Here is a 14,931-nt window from a genome sequence, read left to right on the forward strand (position 1 = left end):
CTATTTATCATTATTCATTCATTTTTTCACGAATCGGTCTTAAAATTTCAATTAATTGATCTGAAACGAGGTTTTTAACATCCATTGGGTGAAGTCCTTCAACAAATGCATTTTCTAAAGCTTCGTAAGATTCTAAAACTAAATCTCCACCGAATTTTTCCGGCCTTTTCACAGTTGCAGGGTATTCGATATAGTATTTAGCAATTTCCAAAACCGGGTTTCCCGAAACTTCTTTCATAGGGCAAAATGCGTTTTTCATTTTTTTCTTAATTGTAGCTTCATCGTCATCTACTGCAATGAAGTTTCCTTTTGAGGAAGACATCTTGCCTTCGCCATCAAGTCCAGTTAAAACAGGGTTGTGTATGCATACTGGAGCTTTGTATCCCATGCTAGGCAAAATTTCCCTTGAAAGCATGTGAATTTTTCTCTGCTCCATTCCACCAACTGCAACGTCCGCATTTAAGTGTTTTATATCGTTTACCTGCATTAATGGATATACCACACTTGCGACTTTCGGATTTTCGTCTTCTCTGGCAATTACTTCCATGCTCCTTCTTGCCCTGTTTAATGTGGTTGAAAGTGCGAGTTTGTAAACGTCTATTGTATACTCGTCTTTTAACTGGAACTCGCTTCCATAAACATAATCTGCAACAAGACCCATTGCTTCGAATACTTTCCTGTTTTCTTCGCCGAGAGCCCTTACTTCTTCCATCGTTCCTTTTTGGTTTAAGTATGCGTGTAAATCTGCCAATAATATTAATATTTTAAATCCTGCCTTTTGAAGATCGATCATCTTTCTTATCTGCAAGTAATGGCCCATGTGAATTCTACCACTTGGTTCAAAACCGATGTATGCAATTTTTTCTTCTTTCTTTAAAAGTTCAGCTAGTTCTTCGCTTGATACAATTTCTGAAGTGTTTTTTAATATAGATTCTAACATGTTTTCGCCTGATTTTTACAAATATCAACAATAAAAACGTTTATTCGTGATTTAGAGTAATATTCTGATTCTGTTATAAAAGTAATTGTTGTATCTATACTAATGTCTAATCTTACCGATTTATACTTTTCTGATTTTTTTCTTATACTTGCGTGTAAAACTTGCGTGTAAAAAAACAGATTCAAATAGACTAAAATAAAAAAAGTAGTAATTTATTTTTTAGATTTCTTTTCCTTTTCTTCTCGTTTTTTTATTTTGTTATAAACCGTATTTTCCAAATCCCGGTATTTTTCGTGTGCTTTGAAAAGTCTTTCCAGATTAAAGCTGTTTTTAATCCGATTTCTCATATTTTTCCTAAATTTCCAGTGGTCAAGCGTTTCATTTACGCTCGAATATGAAACATGTACCATAATCTCCCCCCTTTTGTAATTACAATTCTCTTCAAAAACAGTTAAATAAATTTTCAGAGTTTTGCTGGCACCAAATATATAAATCGATTTTCGAACGCAGAACCATTAAAGCTTTAAAAATAGATATTATTGATTATAGTTTATAATTATACGTTTAATTAAAAGAAGGACTTCATTAATCTGATAAATTTTAAATAGAACAGAAATAAATTATATATTGTAATAAAAGGGGTGGTATATATGCCAGACACTAAGAAACAGCAAGAACAAAAGAAACAACAACCGCAACAAAAACAGCATAGATAATCTATTTAATATCGCCTTACTTTCTTTTTTTAATTGCAGAATCCTATTTGAAGAATAGAGGTATCCTGCAAATATTTGAGGTTTTATTAACCTAGAATAATCAGATAGAAGTTTTGCAGGACTATTCCCCATATGGGCAATAATATATATAACATTTTTGATATGGTTTTTGTAAATATGCAAAAGTTAAAAAAACTACTTTTATTTTGCCAACAGTTTTATATTTTTGAGGCGTAAAGTATAACTACATAGTTTTATATATGACACGGATTAACTTTTTTGAAGTTTTGTATCTATTTTTTGAAGAGACTATTTCGGACCCCTCTGGTGAGAATTATGAAAAGAATAATATCAATTAAAGGAACTGAAGAAGAAATCATCGAAATCTGCGAAAGGATATCTAAATTAGGCATTGATTATTCATTTGATGCAAAAGCAAATTATTCAGAGAATAATGCATACAACAGTGCAAGAATAAAGATATTTGGCGATGAAAAGTACAAACTTGTAGAAGATCATAAAAATATACTCAATATTATCGATACAGTTCACAATAAATACAATAAAGATGCTAAAGGATTATTTGAATACAAACTAAACGATTTAAAATACCCAGTAAACAAAGACCTTGTTTTGGATACACTCACTGCATTAAAAATTAATTTTAAATATTTAAAAGATGAAAACGTAATCAAGTGTGAACATAAAATAGAAGAGATTAATAGTATCTTAAAAGACATTCTTGATATTTACTCTGAACTCAACTTTTATAATATTGGATCAAAACCTGTTAAAAACGTAATAACTCTTGCGGCGTACATAACAGGGCGAGATATCGATGAATTAATCGAAGAAGGACTTGAAAAAGAACTATTTAGAGAAGAAGACGAGAAAATTGTTCTTAATAAGGATATATATTTAACAAGAAAAGAACTTTTGAGTGTGAAAAAATGAACTACGTTAACATTGTTGAAAAAAGCAAAAACTTTATCGAATTAGAATTGGTAAATGACGACCACTCCTTGAGCAACTTGATAAAAGAAGTATTGTTATCCAAAAAAGGTGTCATTCTCGCATCATACGGTGTAGAACACCCTGTTTTAGATCCAGATACTGGAAGATACATTTCAAACCCAACAATCATGTTAAAAACTGATGAAAAAACGGATGCAGAAAAAGTTTTAAAAGAAGCTTTAAAAGACATCGTCGATCTCTGCAACAAAACACTTAAAGAATTATAAGTAATAATTTAATACGCATAAATTCTTTTTTAACTAAATACAGGCGTTTTTAACCCGACTTTTAAAAAAGTGACTTCTTTTATCTCAGAAACTTATATATAATAGTAAGTGATAGTATGTCTGCCCCATGTTTAGATCGCATTGGTGCGGTTAAATAATTACAGGAGGCATCAACATGGACAGTGAAAAAATACTGAACGCAGTGAAGGAGGCTCGAACTCTTGCTAAGCCGCGAAACTTCACGCAATCCGTAGATCTCATCGTCAACTTAAAAGAGTTGGATCTTTCAAGACCTGAAAACAGATTGAAAGAACAAATCGTTTTACCAAGTGGAAGAGGTAAAGACGTAGCGATTGCGGTTATTGCGAAAGGTGACTTGGCTGCGCAAGCAGAAGAAATGGGCCTCACTGTAATAAGACAGGAAGAATTAGAAGAATTAGGTAAAAACAAAAAAACAGCTAAAAAAATTGCTAACGCACATGGCTTCTTTATCGCTCAGGCTGATATGATGCCATTGGTAGGTAAATCATTAGGTCCTGTTCTAGGTCCTAGAGGTAAAATGCCACAACCAGTGCCAGGTAATGCAAATTTAGCTCCATTAGTTGCTAGATTCCAAAAAACGGTTTCAATCAACACAAGGGATAAAGCATTATTCCAAGTGTACATTGGCCACGAATCTATGAGCGATGATGAGCTTGCTGCAAATGCTGAAGCAATTTTAAACGTAGTGTCCCGAAAATACGAAAAAGGACTCTACCACGTTAAAAGTGCATTTACAAAACTTACAATGGGCGCAGCTGCTCCTATTGAGAAATAGAGGGGTTGAAAATATGATCGACGCTAAATCAGAACATAAGATTGCCCCTTGGAAAATTGAAGAAGTTAATGCATTAAAAGAATTACTTAAAAGTTCAAGCATTATTGCATTAATTGACATGATGGAAGTTCCTGCGGTACAACTCCAAGAAATCAGGGACAAAATCAGAGACCAAATGACATTAAAAATGTCAAGAAACACACTCATGAAAAGGGCAATTGAAGAAGTTGCTGAAGAAACCGGAAATCCTGAATTTGCTAAGTTAGTAGATTACATGGACAAAGGTGCTGCAATCATTGCTACCGAAATGAACCCATTCAAATTATATAAAACACTTGATGAAAGCAAAAGCCCTGCACCTGTTAAAGGAGGCGCAGTTGCTCCATGCGATATCGAAATTAAAGCTGGTTCAACAGGAATGCCACCAGGACCTTTCTTAAGTGAATTGAAAGCAGTTGGATTACCCGCTGCTATTGATAAGGGTAAAATCGGAATCAAAGAAGACACCGTCGTTGTAAAAGAAGGCGAAGTTGTTTCACAAAAACTTTCAGTTGTACTCTCTGCATTAGGTATTAAACCAGTTACAGTTGGTTTAAACGTACTCGGAGTTTACGAAGATGGTATTATATACACTGAAAGCGATTTGAAAATCGATGAAGAAGAATTCATCGGAAAAATCCAAAAAGCTTACACAAGTGCATTCAACTTGTCAGTTAACGCTGTTATCCCAACAAGCGCGACAGTTGAAACAATCGTTCAAAAAGCATTCAACGATGCAAAAGCTGTATCAGTTGAAAGTGCATTCGTAACAGACAAAACCGCTGATGCAATCCTTGGAAAAGCTTACGCTCAAATGATTGCTGTTGCAGGCCTTGCTGGCGATGACGCTTTAGACGAAGACTTAAAAGGAAAAATTTCATCAGGCGCAGCTGCACCAGTTGAAGAAGCTCCTGTTGAGGAACAGAAAGAAGAGAAAAAAGAAGAAGCTGCACCATCTGCAGGTCTTGGAATGCTCTTCTAAAATAATTTATAATACAATACAAAAAAATATATATACAAACGGATAATTTCAAAAAAAGGTTCATGCATCTTGGAGGTGTACTTTATGGAATACATATACGCAGCATTATTATTAAATTCAGCAGGTAAAGAAATCACAGAAGACGCTGTTAAAGCTATTTTAGTAGCTGGTGGCGTTGAAGCAAACGAAGCTAGAGTTAAAGCTTTGGTTGCTGCTTTAGAAGGTGTTGACATTGCAGAAGCTATCGAAAAAGCTGCAATCGCACCAGTAGCCGCTGCTGCTCCTGCAGCTACTGCAGCTGCACCAGTTGAAGAAAAGAAAGAAGAGAAAAAAGAAGACACAGGAGCAGCTGCTGCAGCTGGTCTCGGTGCTTTATTCGGATAATTACTTTTCCGAATACTCTCTTTTTATTTTAGGCATATTAATTGGTAGATTTAAATATATAATTTAACATATAAACGTTTATATACTATATAAATAGAAATTTATACCAGATATATAAACTGGTGAAAATGTGGAACCTGAAATCAAAATCGTAAACGTAGTTGTATCGACACAGATCGGAACAGATATTGACTTAGAATATGCCGCAGATATATTAGATAACGCAGAATATGAACCAGAACAGTTTCCCGGACTGGTTTGCAGATTAAGCGACCCAAAAGTTGCACTTTTGATATTTAGAAGTGGTAAATTAAATTGTACCGGTGCAAAATGCAAAGAAGATGCAGTAATTGCAATAAACAAAATAACTAAAGAATTGAAAGAAGCAGGAATGGATCTCATCGACAATCCTGAAGTAAACGTACAAAACATGGTTGCTACAACCGAACTTGGAATGGAACCTAATTTAGATGATATATCCACCTTAGAATGCACAGAATATGAACCAGAACAGTTTCCAGGATTAGTTTACAGATTAAGCGACCCAAAAGTTGTTGTATTAATATTCGGTAGTGGAAAAGTTGTAATTACTGGATTAAAAGTAATCGAAGATGCATACAGAGCATATGAGAAAATATCTAAAACATTGAAAGAACTCGAAGAAGAATTATACTAAAACGGGATAATCGTGATTGCAATAATTGATTATAATGCAGGCAACTTGAGGAGTATCGAAAAGGCACTTGAACTCTACACGAAAGACATCGTTGTTACAAGTGACCCCGAAATTCTCTTAAGTGCTGACAAGTTAGTCCTCCCAGGTGTTGGAAATTTTGGAGATTCAATGAAAAATATTTCCCAAAAAACCGGAGACTGTTCCCTAAATGAAATAATTAATAAATGTGTTCAAAACGTTCCGTTTTTAGGAATTTGTTTAGGAATGCAGTTACTTCTTGAAAAAAGTGAAGAATGTCCCAAAATTCCTGGTCTCGGAGTAATATCTGGAGACGTAATAAAATTTAGGCATTCTGAAAAAATCCCCCACATGGGCTGGAATACAGTAAATCAAGTTCAAGATATTCCCCTTTTTGAAGGAATAGCGAATAATGAATATTTTTACTTTGTACATTCGTATCACGTAAATCCTTCAGAAAAAAACGTGATTTCAGGGACTACTGATTACGGTTACGAATTCCCGTGTGTTTTAAATAAAAAAAACGTTTATGCTACCCAGTTCCATCCTGAAAAAAGTGGTAAAAACGGTTTAAAAATGATTGAAAACTTTGTTGAATTAATTTAATTATTTAAAAATAAAAAAACTTAAAAATTAAATAACTTCTTGAATTACTTCTTTTAATTTCTGTTTTGCTTTTTTCTTAAGATATATGTTTCCCAAAACCCCTGCAAGAAGCGGGAGTGGCGTTCCAATATACATTAAACCACCAAATGCCGCGAGACCTTTTTTAAATTTCGAGCAGTTGTAATTTACAATGTTATCTTCTTTTCTGACCATTGATCTTAAAAGCGCTTTTTCTGAAGCGTAAATTACATTGTAACTCCACAAAATTATATCTGAAAGTGGAGTTGGCGTTCCTTCGTAAGTTGTTTTTCTGTGTTTTATTGCATTAAATAAATCATCTGCACAGTTTCCTTCAAATTTGGTGTTTCCATTTCCAATCATTCTTGCTAAATGCGCATCACTATTTCCTAAAAATGCAAAAGGAGACTTGTGATAGTTTTTCAGAACCTTATCAAGTGCAATGTTGTTTACAATTCCATCTCTGTGGTATGCATTGTAAACTTCAACTCCATCAAAATCAAGTTCGAATACCTTATCGCCGATTGCTTCACAGATTGGGCTGTAAGGGTGAGGGCATACTGCAAGTCCGCCCTGTTCATGGATTCTTTCGATAGTTTCTTCACCAGACAGTCTTTTTGGGATATCGTCATTTAAGAATAATCCTAAAATTTCACCATCTTTTGACATTATTTCGCTTCCAACTACAACTTCGATTCCAAACTCTTTTTCGTATTTTTTCGTTTCAAGAGCGCCTTTAATCGTGTTATGATCAGTTACAGCAATTATATCCATGCCATTTGCTTTTGCACATTTCATTACTTTTAACGGCTCTTCAACCGAATCTGGAAATTTTAATCCCATATACTTCATCATTCCAGAGTATTTGGTGTGAATATGCATATCTGCATTAAATACGTTATTTTCCATGAGTTCCCTCAATAAGTTAGTTATTATAGAAGTTCTTTTAGTGCTTTTGGCAATATTTTGATAATATCTGTTGAATTGTAATAATATCCATATTCTTTTTCCAATAAATCTCCACAATATCCGTTTATATACGTTCCACAGCATGTTGAAGGAAATGCGTCATTACAGGAATAAATTGCACCAATAATTCCGCATAATATGTCTCCAGTTCCGCCAGAGGTCATTCCCGGATTTCCAGTAACGTTCATTTTAATATTATTAGAATTAAACACGATGTCAGGACTGCCTTTTAGAACCGCGGTTGATTTGAATTTTGAACTTTCGATATAATTTTCGAGATATTCAAATTCTTTTTTGTGTGGGGTAAATATAAAATTATTTTTGAATTCAAAATTTTCATAGTCTATTAACTTTATTGCATCAGCATCAATAACTACTTTTCCATTTGTTTCATTAATGTAGGAATTTACAAACTCTTTTGTATCATTATTTATTGAAATTCCGCTTCCTAAAACTGTGCAATCATACGTTTCAGACAATTTTAAAAGTTCACCTACATGATTTTGACCAATATAATTTCCATTTAATTCATACGGCATTAATTCAGGATAATTTCGAACTGTATTCATAACTTTTGAAACTGAAGCAACTGTAACAAGGTCTGCAAATTTAGAAGCTACAAGGGCCGAAAAAACGGGGGCACCATGATATTCTTTCGATCCACCAATTATCAGCACTTTTCCATTCTGTCCTTTGTGGGAATTTTGCTTTCTTTTGTTTAAAAGGTAAAAATCCCCTTTTCCAACCATATTTTCAATATATTTTGGAATTCCAATACTTTTGACAACAAAATTTTTATTTTTGTTCTCAGTCTTTTTTTTGTGGAGTATAACTTCCAGATCGGATTTTAAATTTCCAGTTTGGACATCTACACTGATTATTTTCAAATTTTCATAGTATTTGCCCTTTAAAGCATTCAAATAATCAACCGTTATTGAATAGGGATTTTTTAAATTTCCAGTAACTCCTGTTCCGAGCATTGCATCAATTATCAGTATTTTTTCATTTTTTAGTTCAGTTTCAATCGTTTTTAGTAACTCCATTACCTTTTCATTTTCTAAAATATTTATGTAATCCAAATTACCAAAACGTTCCATATTCTTTATGATATTAAAGTTTTTTTGAGTTTCAGAAGTTCTTAGTTTTCCTTCATTTCCAATTAATACGACAAATGTAGCAAAATTATTCGCAAGGTGTCGTGCAATAACGAAACCATCTCCACCATTATTTCCCGTACCGCATAATACATACGCTTTTGAGAAATCAACGTTTAAATTAACAATTTCTTCAAAAACAGCCCTTCCAGCATTTTCCATCAATGTTTCTTTTGAGATTCCGTACTGTTCTGAATTTTCGTCAATCACCTTTATTTCAAAAGAAGATATGCCCTTTTTATCATTAATCTTGAGTTTTGCTCTTAGCTGTTCAAATTTTAAAATATTTCCTCTTTCCTGAACGCATTTGATCTCTTCCATACCCGCCAACACCCGAAAAATGAATTTATTATTAACTTCAAATCCGAAAGATTCATATATTAAATTAAACTGTAATTACCTATTGTTAATTATTATTAATTATAATTATATTTATCAAAATATAACAAACCGAGGGATATATGTGAACACTCTTGAAGGAATATTCAACCCAAAATCAGTTGCAGTAATTGGTGCATCGGAAATTGAAGGAAAAGTTGGACAGTCCGTAATGAAAAACCTGCTGAATTTCAAACAGCACGGTGGAAAAGTATACCCTATTAACAAAAAATACAATGAGGTATACGGGATTAAATGCTACGGTTCTGTTTTAGACCTTCCTGAAGCCCCAGACCTTGTAATTATATCAATTCCTGCAGAATATGCAGTAGATGCTATGGAAGAATGTGGAAAAAAAGGAGTAAAATCCGCAATAATTATTACTGCAGGATTTGCAGAAACCAACAACCACGTGTTAGAAGACAAGTTAAAGGCAATTATTGACCAGTATGGGATTAGAACAATCGGTCCAAACTGCCTTGGTGTGATAAATCTTCATAACCATTTAAACGCATCATTCAGTAAAGAATTTTCAAACATGGGCAATATTGCATTTATTTCACAAAGTGGGGCAATTATGACTGCACTGCTCGATATTGCAAATTATTATAACCTAGGATTTTCAAAAATCGTTAGTATGGGTAACAAAATCGACGTTCAAGAATATGAACTATTAAATTACCTTGAAAATGATCCCCACACAAAAGTTGTAGCGCTTTATATTGAAGGGTTAAAGGACGAAAAATTCATAAGTGCTGCTAAAAAAATTTCAAGGAAAAAACCAGTAATTGTTTTAAAAAGTGGAAAGTCCGAAGAAGGTGCAAAAGCTGCTTCTTCACACACAGGTAGCCTTGCAGGAAACAATGCGGTATATGATGCTGCATTCAAAAAAAGCCGTGTATTTAACGTAGAAAGCTTTGAAGACCTCGTAAATTTATTAAAAATATTTTCGGTACAACCTCCAATGAGATCCAAAAAACTTGCAGTTATTACAAATGCAGGAGGATTTGGTGTTTTGGCGGCAGATTCTGTTGAAAATTTCGGACTGGAACTTGCAGAATTTTCAGGAACAACTGTTTCTGAATTGAAAAAATATTTGCCCGATACATCAGGTATTTCAAATCCACTGGATTTAATAGGAGATGCAGATGTTGATAGATATAAACATGCATTTGAATTGGTTGAAAATGACCCAAACGTAGATGGATTACTCGCAATATTGACTCCACAAGGAATGACTGATGCACTCGGTGTTGCAAGAGAACTTGTAAAACTTAAAAACTACATGATCTGTAAAAAAGATAAAATTCCGATCGTTGCATCTTTTGTTGGAGGAACTTCCGTATTGGAAGCAAGAAGCTACTTACAAGAAAAGGGAATTCCATCATTTATCTGCCCGGAACTTGCAGTTAAGGCATTGGCTTGTTTATACAGACAAAGCCACCTCATGGACAAATACGACAGTCCCGAATACTTAAATGAAATCAGAACCGAAATAGCAGATGCTAAAGCTAACAACCAAGAAAAAATTGATGAATTGCTCGCAAATGCAAATGAAAGCAACTCAAAAGAATTTTTAAAATTGAATGGATTTGCAATCCCTGAAAAATTTGTTGCCACATCCAAAGAAGAAGCTAAAGAATACGCTGAAAATTTAGGAAAAGTTGTAATGAAAGTTGTTTCAGCGGATATTTTGCACAAATCAGATGCAGGTTGTGTTATAATTGATCCAAGTGATGCATCCGAAGCATTTGAAACGATAATAAAAAATGGGGAAAAATATCTGTTTGATAGAAAAATCGATGGAAAAATCGATGGTGTCTTGATCGAACAGTTCGTCACCGGAAAAGAAATTATCATTGGTGCTAAAAGAGACCCCGTATTTGGACCTGTTGTTATGACCGGACTTGGTGGAATATTCGTAGAAGTTTTAAAAGATGTTTCTTTTGGAATTACACCAATAACGAAAGAATACGCTGGAGAAATACTCCAATCCCTGAAATCATATAAAATCTTAGAGGGAGTTAGGGGCGAAAAAAGAAGCGATATCGAATTTTTAAAAGAATTAATCGTTAGAGTCGGAGTTTTAATGGAAACCTACGAAGAAATAAGTGAAATTGATATCAATCCTGCATTCATAAAAGAAGAAGGGCAGGGCGGATTCGTTGGAGATGCATTAATCATTACAAAATAATATAACAAAAAAATAGGATATGCTGTTTTTAATCCCTTTTAGGGTTCTTAAATTAACAGCAGCCACCTGCTCCTTTTACTGCCAGATATTTTCCGCTGAAAACGGACTTTTTTACGATAATATATACTTCATTTAATACCTGTCTAGCCATTTTATCGATAAAGATTCTAAAATCTTCGTCGTAAATTTTTTCATCCGTTTCGACGATTTTACTTGCGATGTCAATCCCGAATTTAGGGCCACCTCAACCAAAACCTTCGAAAAATACGATCAAGTCTTTTGAACCCGTATCGTTTATTTTTTCGTTTATAAACTCCCTTGCTTCTTCGGAAATTGTTACAGGGATCATTTTCTCACCTATCTGTACATGAATATATTAGATTTTCTAATATATTAACATATAGCGGAAGTGAGTTTCAGACATAAAAAGATAGCTATATATAAAAATTCAGCGAAAAGTAGTTATTATAACCGTTAATTTTCAATTCATACTTATTAATTTAAATTTTGGAGGCAATTATATGCAACAAATGGTTCCGGCATCAGGATACGATAGGGCAATAACCATATTCAGCCCAGAAGGAAGACTTTACCAGGTTGAATATGCTAGAGAAGCAGTGAGACGAGGAACCACTGCAGTTGGCATTAAGTGTAAAGATGGAGTAGTTCTCGCAGTTGATAGAAGAATTACAAGCAAATTAATCGATGTTTCTTCTATTGAAAAAATATTCCAGATTGACGACCATATTGTAGCTGCCACATCAGGTTTAGTTGCTGATGCAAGAGTTTTAATCGATAGAGCAAGACTCGAAGCACAGATGAACAGGATTTCCTACGGTGAAGCAATCACCGTTGAAGCACTTGCAAAAAAAATCTGTGACATTAAACAGGCATACACCCAACACGGCGGCGCAAGACCATTTGGTTTAGCACTTTTAATTACCGGAATCGACAGACATAGTGCAAGATTGTTTGAAACTGACCCAAGCGGTGCTTTAATAGAATACAAAGCAACAGCAATCGGTTCAGGAAGGCCTATTGCAATGGAAGTTCTCGAATCAAAATATAGCGAAGATATGACTGTTAACGAAGGAATGGAATTAGCACTTTACGCTTTAAGCAAAACTACTGAAGAATTAAAGCCTGAAAACATTGATATGGCAATTGTAAAGGATTCTGGAAAATTAGTTGAAAAAATAAGTGTTGATGAAATCGAAAAAATCGTAAAAGCAGTTTACAAAAAAGTTGAAGCTGAAGAAGCAGAAGCTGAAAAAAATAAAGGCGAAGAAGATATTGAATAAGCTAAATTAAGATAAATTCAAAATAATACCTAAAAAAACCCCTCATTATTGTTTTATTTATTGCAGGGAAAGGTATATAAATAAAAGAAGGGATAGATATGGTGTCATTGGACGATGCTGTTATAGCAAGGCTTCAATCACATGGGGAAAAATTCGAAATACTCGTGGATCCATACTTGGCAGCTAAATTTAAAGAAGGACAGCCAATAGGCATCTCAGAAGTCTTGGGCGCTGAAGCGGTTTATAAAGATTCTGGAAAAGGGGAAAAAGTTCCAGAAGATTTACTTTTGAAGATTTTTGAAACCTTGAATCCTTTGGAAATCGCAGAACAGATTCTAAAAAAAGGAACTGTTCAGTTAACGGCTAACCAGCGAAAAGAAATACAAGAACAAAAGCGAAAACAGATCGTGTCAATAATTTCAAAAAACACGATAAACCCTCAAACTGATACTCCTCATCCGCCAAAAAGGATTGAAAACGCTATGGAAGAAGCTAGACTCAGTGTTGATATTTATAAAAGCGCTGAAGAACAAATTCCTAAAATTATTAAGGAATTGAGGAAACTTTTACCCATTAAGTTTGAAAAAAGAGATGTTGCAGTTAAAATTCCCGGAGAATTTGCTGGAAACACATACCATACACTTCATGACTACGGCGCGACCAAGCAGGAAGAGTGGATGGGCGATGGTTCGCTTGTTCTTGTAATCGAAATTCCAAGCGGTATTGAAAGCGAATTTTACATGCATTTGAACAAACTTACAAAAGGAACTGTTCAAACTAAAGTACTTAAAAGATATGATTAATCAATTTACGGATAGAAACAGGTGAAATAATGGTAGAATTTAGCCACACTAAAAAAATTGGTTCAGCAGGAAGATTTGGATCAAGATACGGTAGAAAAATCAGAGTAAGATTAAGAGACGTTGAAATTAAACAGAAAAAAGAATACAAATGTCCTGTTTGTGCATTCCCTAAATTAAAAAGAGCAGGAACCTCAATCTGGGTATGTGAAAAATGCGGTGCAAAAATCGCTGGTGGAGCATACACCCCTGAAACTGGTGCTGGTAAAGTTGTTACAAAAGCAATCAGAAGAGTTATCGAAAGTAAAAGTAGAGAAATCTAATTTAATTATTTTTAAACCATTTATTTTTCATTTTAAGCTTTTTTAGGTGATATTATGGCAGAGTACAGATGTTCCAACTGCGGAAAAATTGTAACTCTTGATGAAATAGGATTAAAAGCTAAATGTCCTCACTGCAGTAACAGAGTTTTGATAAAATTAAGGCCTAAAATAGTTAAAAAAGTTCAGGCAAGATAATGATAATTACCACTTCCAGAAAACCTTCTCAAAGAACCAGAAGCCTTGTAAACGATTTAGCGAGGGTTTTTAATTTTGAAATATTGAACAGGGGGAAAATTCCTCTCTCTGAGCTAATTGAAAATAAGGACGATATGATAATTGTAGAAGAACTAAAAGGTAACCCTGGAAGGCTCAAAATATTTAATTTTGAAAATAATAAAATTCTTTCAATGAATCTATCCTTAAAACTTCAAAGGGAAGTCTCAGGGAAAGTTTTTAAAAACTCTGGAAAATTGAGTTCAAAGTTTGATAAGAATACTGAAAATTTAAAAGAATTGTTTTTCGAATATTTATTCAAAAAATTGAGTAATTATGAAGAAGAGAGTTCTGATGTAGTGCTTAACTTTAAAACGGTTGATGAGTCCACGTTTTACATTGAAGTTCATAAAGACTCAGAAAATTTAGGCCCTAGTTTGAAGATAAAGACCGTAAAGATACTCGATATTGAGTAGTGTTAATATGGCATGTCCTAAATTTACCATGAAACTAACTTTTGAAACTCCAAAAAAAGCCCGAATTATTTACAAATCTGTTTTTCCAGAACATGTCGCATCACAAGTTCGATCAAAATGCGAAATGGATCTTTTTGAAAATTCAATTGTTATATCGTGTGTTTCTGATGAATTGAGTATCTTAAAAGCGTCCATTTATTCGTATCTTCGTTGGATAAAAGTTGCAGAAAGTATATATAAACTAACAGAAGATGAATAATAATTGATATATAAAATGAGTTTAAAAAATAAATTAAAACTAAAAGAGGATTGAAATCATGGAATTACCCGCAAATGTTCAAAATCAGTTAATGCAATTCCAACAACTCCAGCAGCAGTTACAAATGATAATGTACCAAAAACAGCAATTTGAAACACAATTGAAGGAAATGGAAAAAGCTATCGAAGAAATGGAAAAATCCGGATCCGACGAAGTGTTCAAAATGGCTGGAGGAATCCTCATTAAAAGAAACAAGGCTGAAGTAAAAGAAGAATTAAGTGAAAAAGTAGAAACACTTCAGGTCAGAGTAACTACTTTTGAAAAACAGGAAGAAAAAATGCAGAAAAGATACACAGAATTACAAGAAAGCCTCCAAAAAGTAATGGGTCAGGGCCAATAATTTAATCAACTTTTTTAACTCTTTTTT

Annotated in this window: 20 protein-coding genes; 15 read left to right on the top strand and 5 right to left on the bottom strand. The window is 33.8% G+C overall.

Annotated features, from left to right (window positions below):
- Positions 1-10: 10 nt before the first annotated feature.
- Positions 11-940, bottom strand: coding sequence for a tyrosine--tRNA ligase (locus MMARC5_RS07160; protein WP_011869159.1), 930 nt, complete (start codon positions 938-940; stop codon positions 11-13).
- Positions 941-1,152: 212 nt separating this feature from the next.
- On the bottom strand, positions 1,153-1,350 hold the full coding sequence (locus tag MMARC5_RS07165) for a hypothetical protein (protein WP_048058514.1): 198 nt from the start codon (positions 1,348-1,350) through the stop codon (positions 1,153-1,155).
- Between the two features lie 642 nt (positions 1,351-1,992).
- On the opposite strand from MMARC5_RS07165, the gene MMARC5_RS07170 reads away from it, so the two are divergent.
- From MMARC5_RS07170 to hisH, 7 genes are all read left to right on the top strand, one after another.
- Positions 1,993-2,610: a DUF2067 family protein gene (locus tag MMARC5_RS07170; RefSeq protein WP_011869160.1), complete on the top strand. Its 618-nt coding sequence runs from the start codon at positions 1,993-1,995 to the stop codon at positions 2,608-2,610.
- Positions 2,607-2,897, top strand: a complete 291-nt coding sequence (locus MMARC5_RS07175; protein ID WP_011869161.1) for a DNA-directed RNA polymerase subunit L — start codon at positions 2,607-2,609, stop codon at positions 2,895-2,897. The genes MMARC5_RS07170 and MMARC5_RS07175 overlap by 4 nt, the downstream gene beginning before the upstream one ends.
- A gap of 175 nt (positions 2,898-3,072) precedes the next feature.
- A complete protein-coding gene (locus MMARC5_RS07180) occupies positions 3,073-3,714 on the top strand; it encodes a 50S ribosomal protein L1 (RefSeq protein WP_011869162.1) in 642 nt (213 codons plus the stop codon).
- A 13-nt stretch (positions 3,715-3,727) separates the two neighbouring features.
- Complete coding sequence (locus tag MMARC5_RS07185) at positions 3,728-4,735, top strand: 50S ribosomal protein L10 (RefSeq protein WP_011869163.1); 1,008 nt, start codon at positions 3,728-3,730, stop codon at positions 4,733-4,735.
- Between the two features lie 84 nt (positions 4,736-4,819).
- The gene (gene rpl12p / locus MMARC5_RS07190) at positions 4,820-5,119 is read left to right on the top strand and encodes a 50S ribosomal protein P1 (RefSeq protein ID WP_011869164.1); all 300 of its coding nucleotides are present in this window, start codon (positions 4,820-4,822) and stop codon (positions 5,117-5,119) included.
- A 130-nt stretch (positions 5,120-5,249) separates the two neighbouring features.
- A complete protein-coding gene (locus MMARC5_RS07195; RefSeq protein ID WP_011869165.1) occupies positions 5,250-5,795 on the top strand; it encodes a TATA-box-binding protein in 546 nt (181 codons plus the stop codon).
- Between the two features lie 12 nt (positions 5,796-5,807).
- On the top strand, positions 5,808-6,419 hold the full coding sequence (gene hisH, locus MMARC5_RS07200) for an imidazole glycerol phosphate synthase subunit HisH (protein WP_011869166.1): 612 nt from the start codon (positions 5,808-5,810) through the stop codon (positions 6,417-6,419).
- 27 nt (positions 6,420-6,446) lie between these two features.
- Here hisH and MMARC5_RS07205 read toward each other — a convergent pair whose 3' ends face one another.
- Both MMARC5_RS07205 and MMARC5_RS07210 read right to left on the bottom strand, forming a co-directional pair.
- Complete coding sequence (locus MMARC5_RS07205) at positions 6,447-7,346, bottom strand: PHP-associated domain-containing protein (protein WP_011869167.1); 900 nt, start codon at positions 7,344-7,346, stop codon at positions 6,447-6,449.
- Positions 7,347-7,369: 23 nt separating this feature from the next.
- Positions 7,370-8,881, bottom strand: coding sequence for a bifunctional ADP-dependent NAD(P)H-hydrate dehydratase/NAD(P)H-hydrate epimerase (locus MMARC5_RS07210; RefSeq protein ID WP_011869168.1), 1,512 nt, complete (start codon positions 8,879-8,881; stop codon positions 7,370-7,372).
- Positions 8,882-9,023: 142 nt separating this feature from the next.
- Here MMARC5_RS07210 and MMARC5_RS07215 point away from each other — a divergent pair, with 142 nt between their 5' ends.
- Positions 9,024-11,132, top strand: a complete 2,109-nt coding sequence (locus MMARC5_RS07215; RefSeq protein WP_011869169.1) for an acetate--CoA ligase family protein — start codon at positions 9,024-9,026, stop codon at positions 11,130-11,132.
- A gap of 52 nt (positions 11,133-11,184) precedes the next feature.
- On the opposite strand, the gene MMARC5_RS09940 is transcribed toward MMARC5_RS07215, so the two are convergent.
- The gene (locus tag MMARC5_RS09940) at positions 11,185-11,481 is read right to left on the bottom strand and encodes an iron-sulfur cluster biosynthesis family protein (RefSeq protein WP_269208416.1); all 297 of its coding nucleotides are present in this window, start codon (positions 11,479-11,481) and stop codon (positions 11,185-11,187) included.
- 172 nt (positions 11,482-11,653) lie between these two features.
- On the opposite strand from MMARC5_RS09940, the gene psmA reads away from it, so the two are divergent.
- From psmA to MMARC5_RS07250, 7 genes are all read left to right on the top strand, one after another.
- Positions 11,654-12,433 carry an archaeal proteasome endopeptidase complex subunit alpha gene (gene psmA / locus MMARC5_RS07220; protein ID WP_011869170.1) on the top strand — a complete coding sequence of 260 codons (780 nt, stop codon included), beginning with the start codon at positions 11,654-11,656 and terminating at the stop codon, positions 12,431-12,433.
- 98 nt (positions 12,434-12,531) lie between these two features.
- Positions 12,532-13,236: a ribosome assembly factor SBDS gene (locus tag MMARC5_RS07225; protein ID WP_011869171.1), complete on the top strand. Its 705-nt coding sequence runs from the start codon at positions 12,532-12,534 to the stop codon at positions 13,234-13,236.
- A gap of 29 nt (positions 13,237-13,265) precedes the next feature.
- Entirely contained in the window at positions 13,266-13,556 is a 291-nt protein-coding gene (gene rpl37A, locus MMARC5_RS07230) for a 50S ribosomal protein L37Ae (protein WP_011869172.1), read from the top strand.
- A gap of 54 nt (positions 13,557-13,610) precedes the next feature.
- Positions 13,611-13,751: a DNA-directed RNA polymerase subunit P gene (locus tag MMARC5_RS07235; protein WP_011869173.1), complete on the top strand. Its 141-nt coding sequence runs from the start codon at positions 13,611-13,613 to the stop codon at positions 13,749-13,751.
- Positions 13,751-14,245 (top strand): rRNA maturation protein, encoded by a 495-nt coding sequence (locus tag MMARC5_RS07240; protein WP_011869174.1) that lies wholly within the window; start codon positions 13,751-13,753, stop codon positions 14,243-14,245. Before MMARC5_RS07235 ends, MMARC5_RS07240 begins: the two co-directional genes overlap by 1 nt.
- Positions 14,246-14,252: 7 nt before the next feature.
- Positions 14,253-14,504 carry a KEOPS complex subunit Pcc1 gene (locus MMARC5_RS07245; protein ID WP_048058515.1) on the top strand — a complete coding sequence of 84 codons (252 nt, stop codon included), beginning with the start codon at positions 14,253-14,255 and terminating at the stop codon, positions 14,502-14,504.
- Positions 14,505-14,562: 58 nt separating this feature from the next.
- Positions 14,563-14,904, top strand: coding sequence for a prefoldin subunit beta (locus MMARC5_RS07250; RefSeq protein WP_011869176.1), 342 nt, complete (start codon positions 14,563-14,565; stop codon positions 14,902-14,904).
- The last annotated feature ends 27 nt before the right edge of the window (positions 14,905-14,931 follow it).

It is taken from the genome of Methanococcus maripaludis C5, from assembly GCF_000016125.1.
Taxonomy (GTDB): Archaea; AGJL01; Methanococci; order Methanococcales; family Methanococcaceae; genus Methanococcus; species Methanococcus maripaludis_D.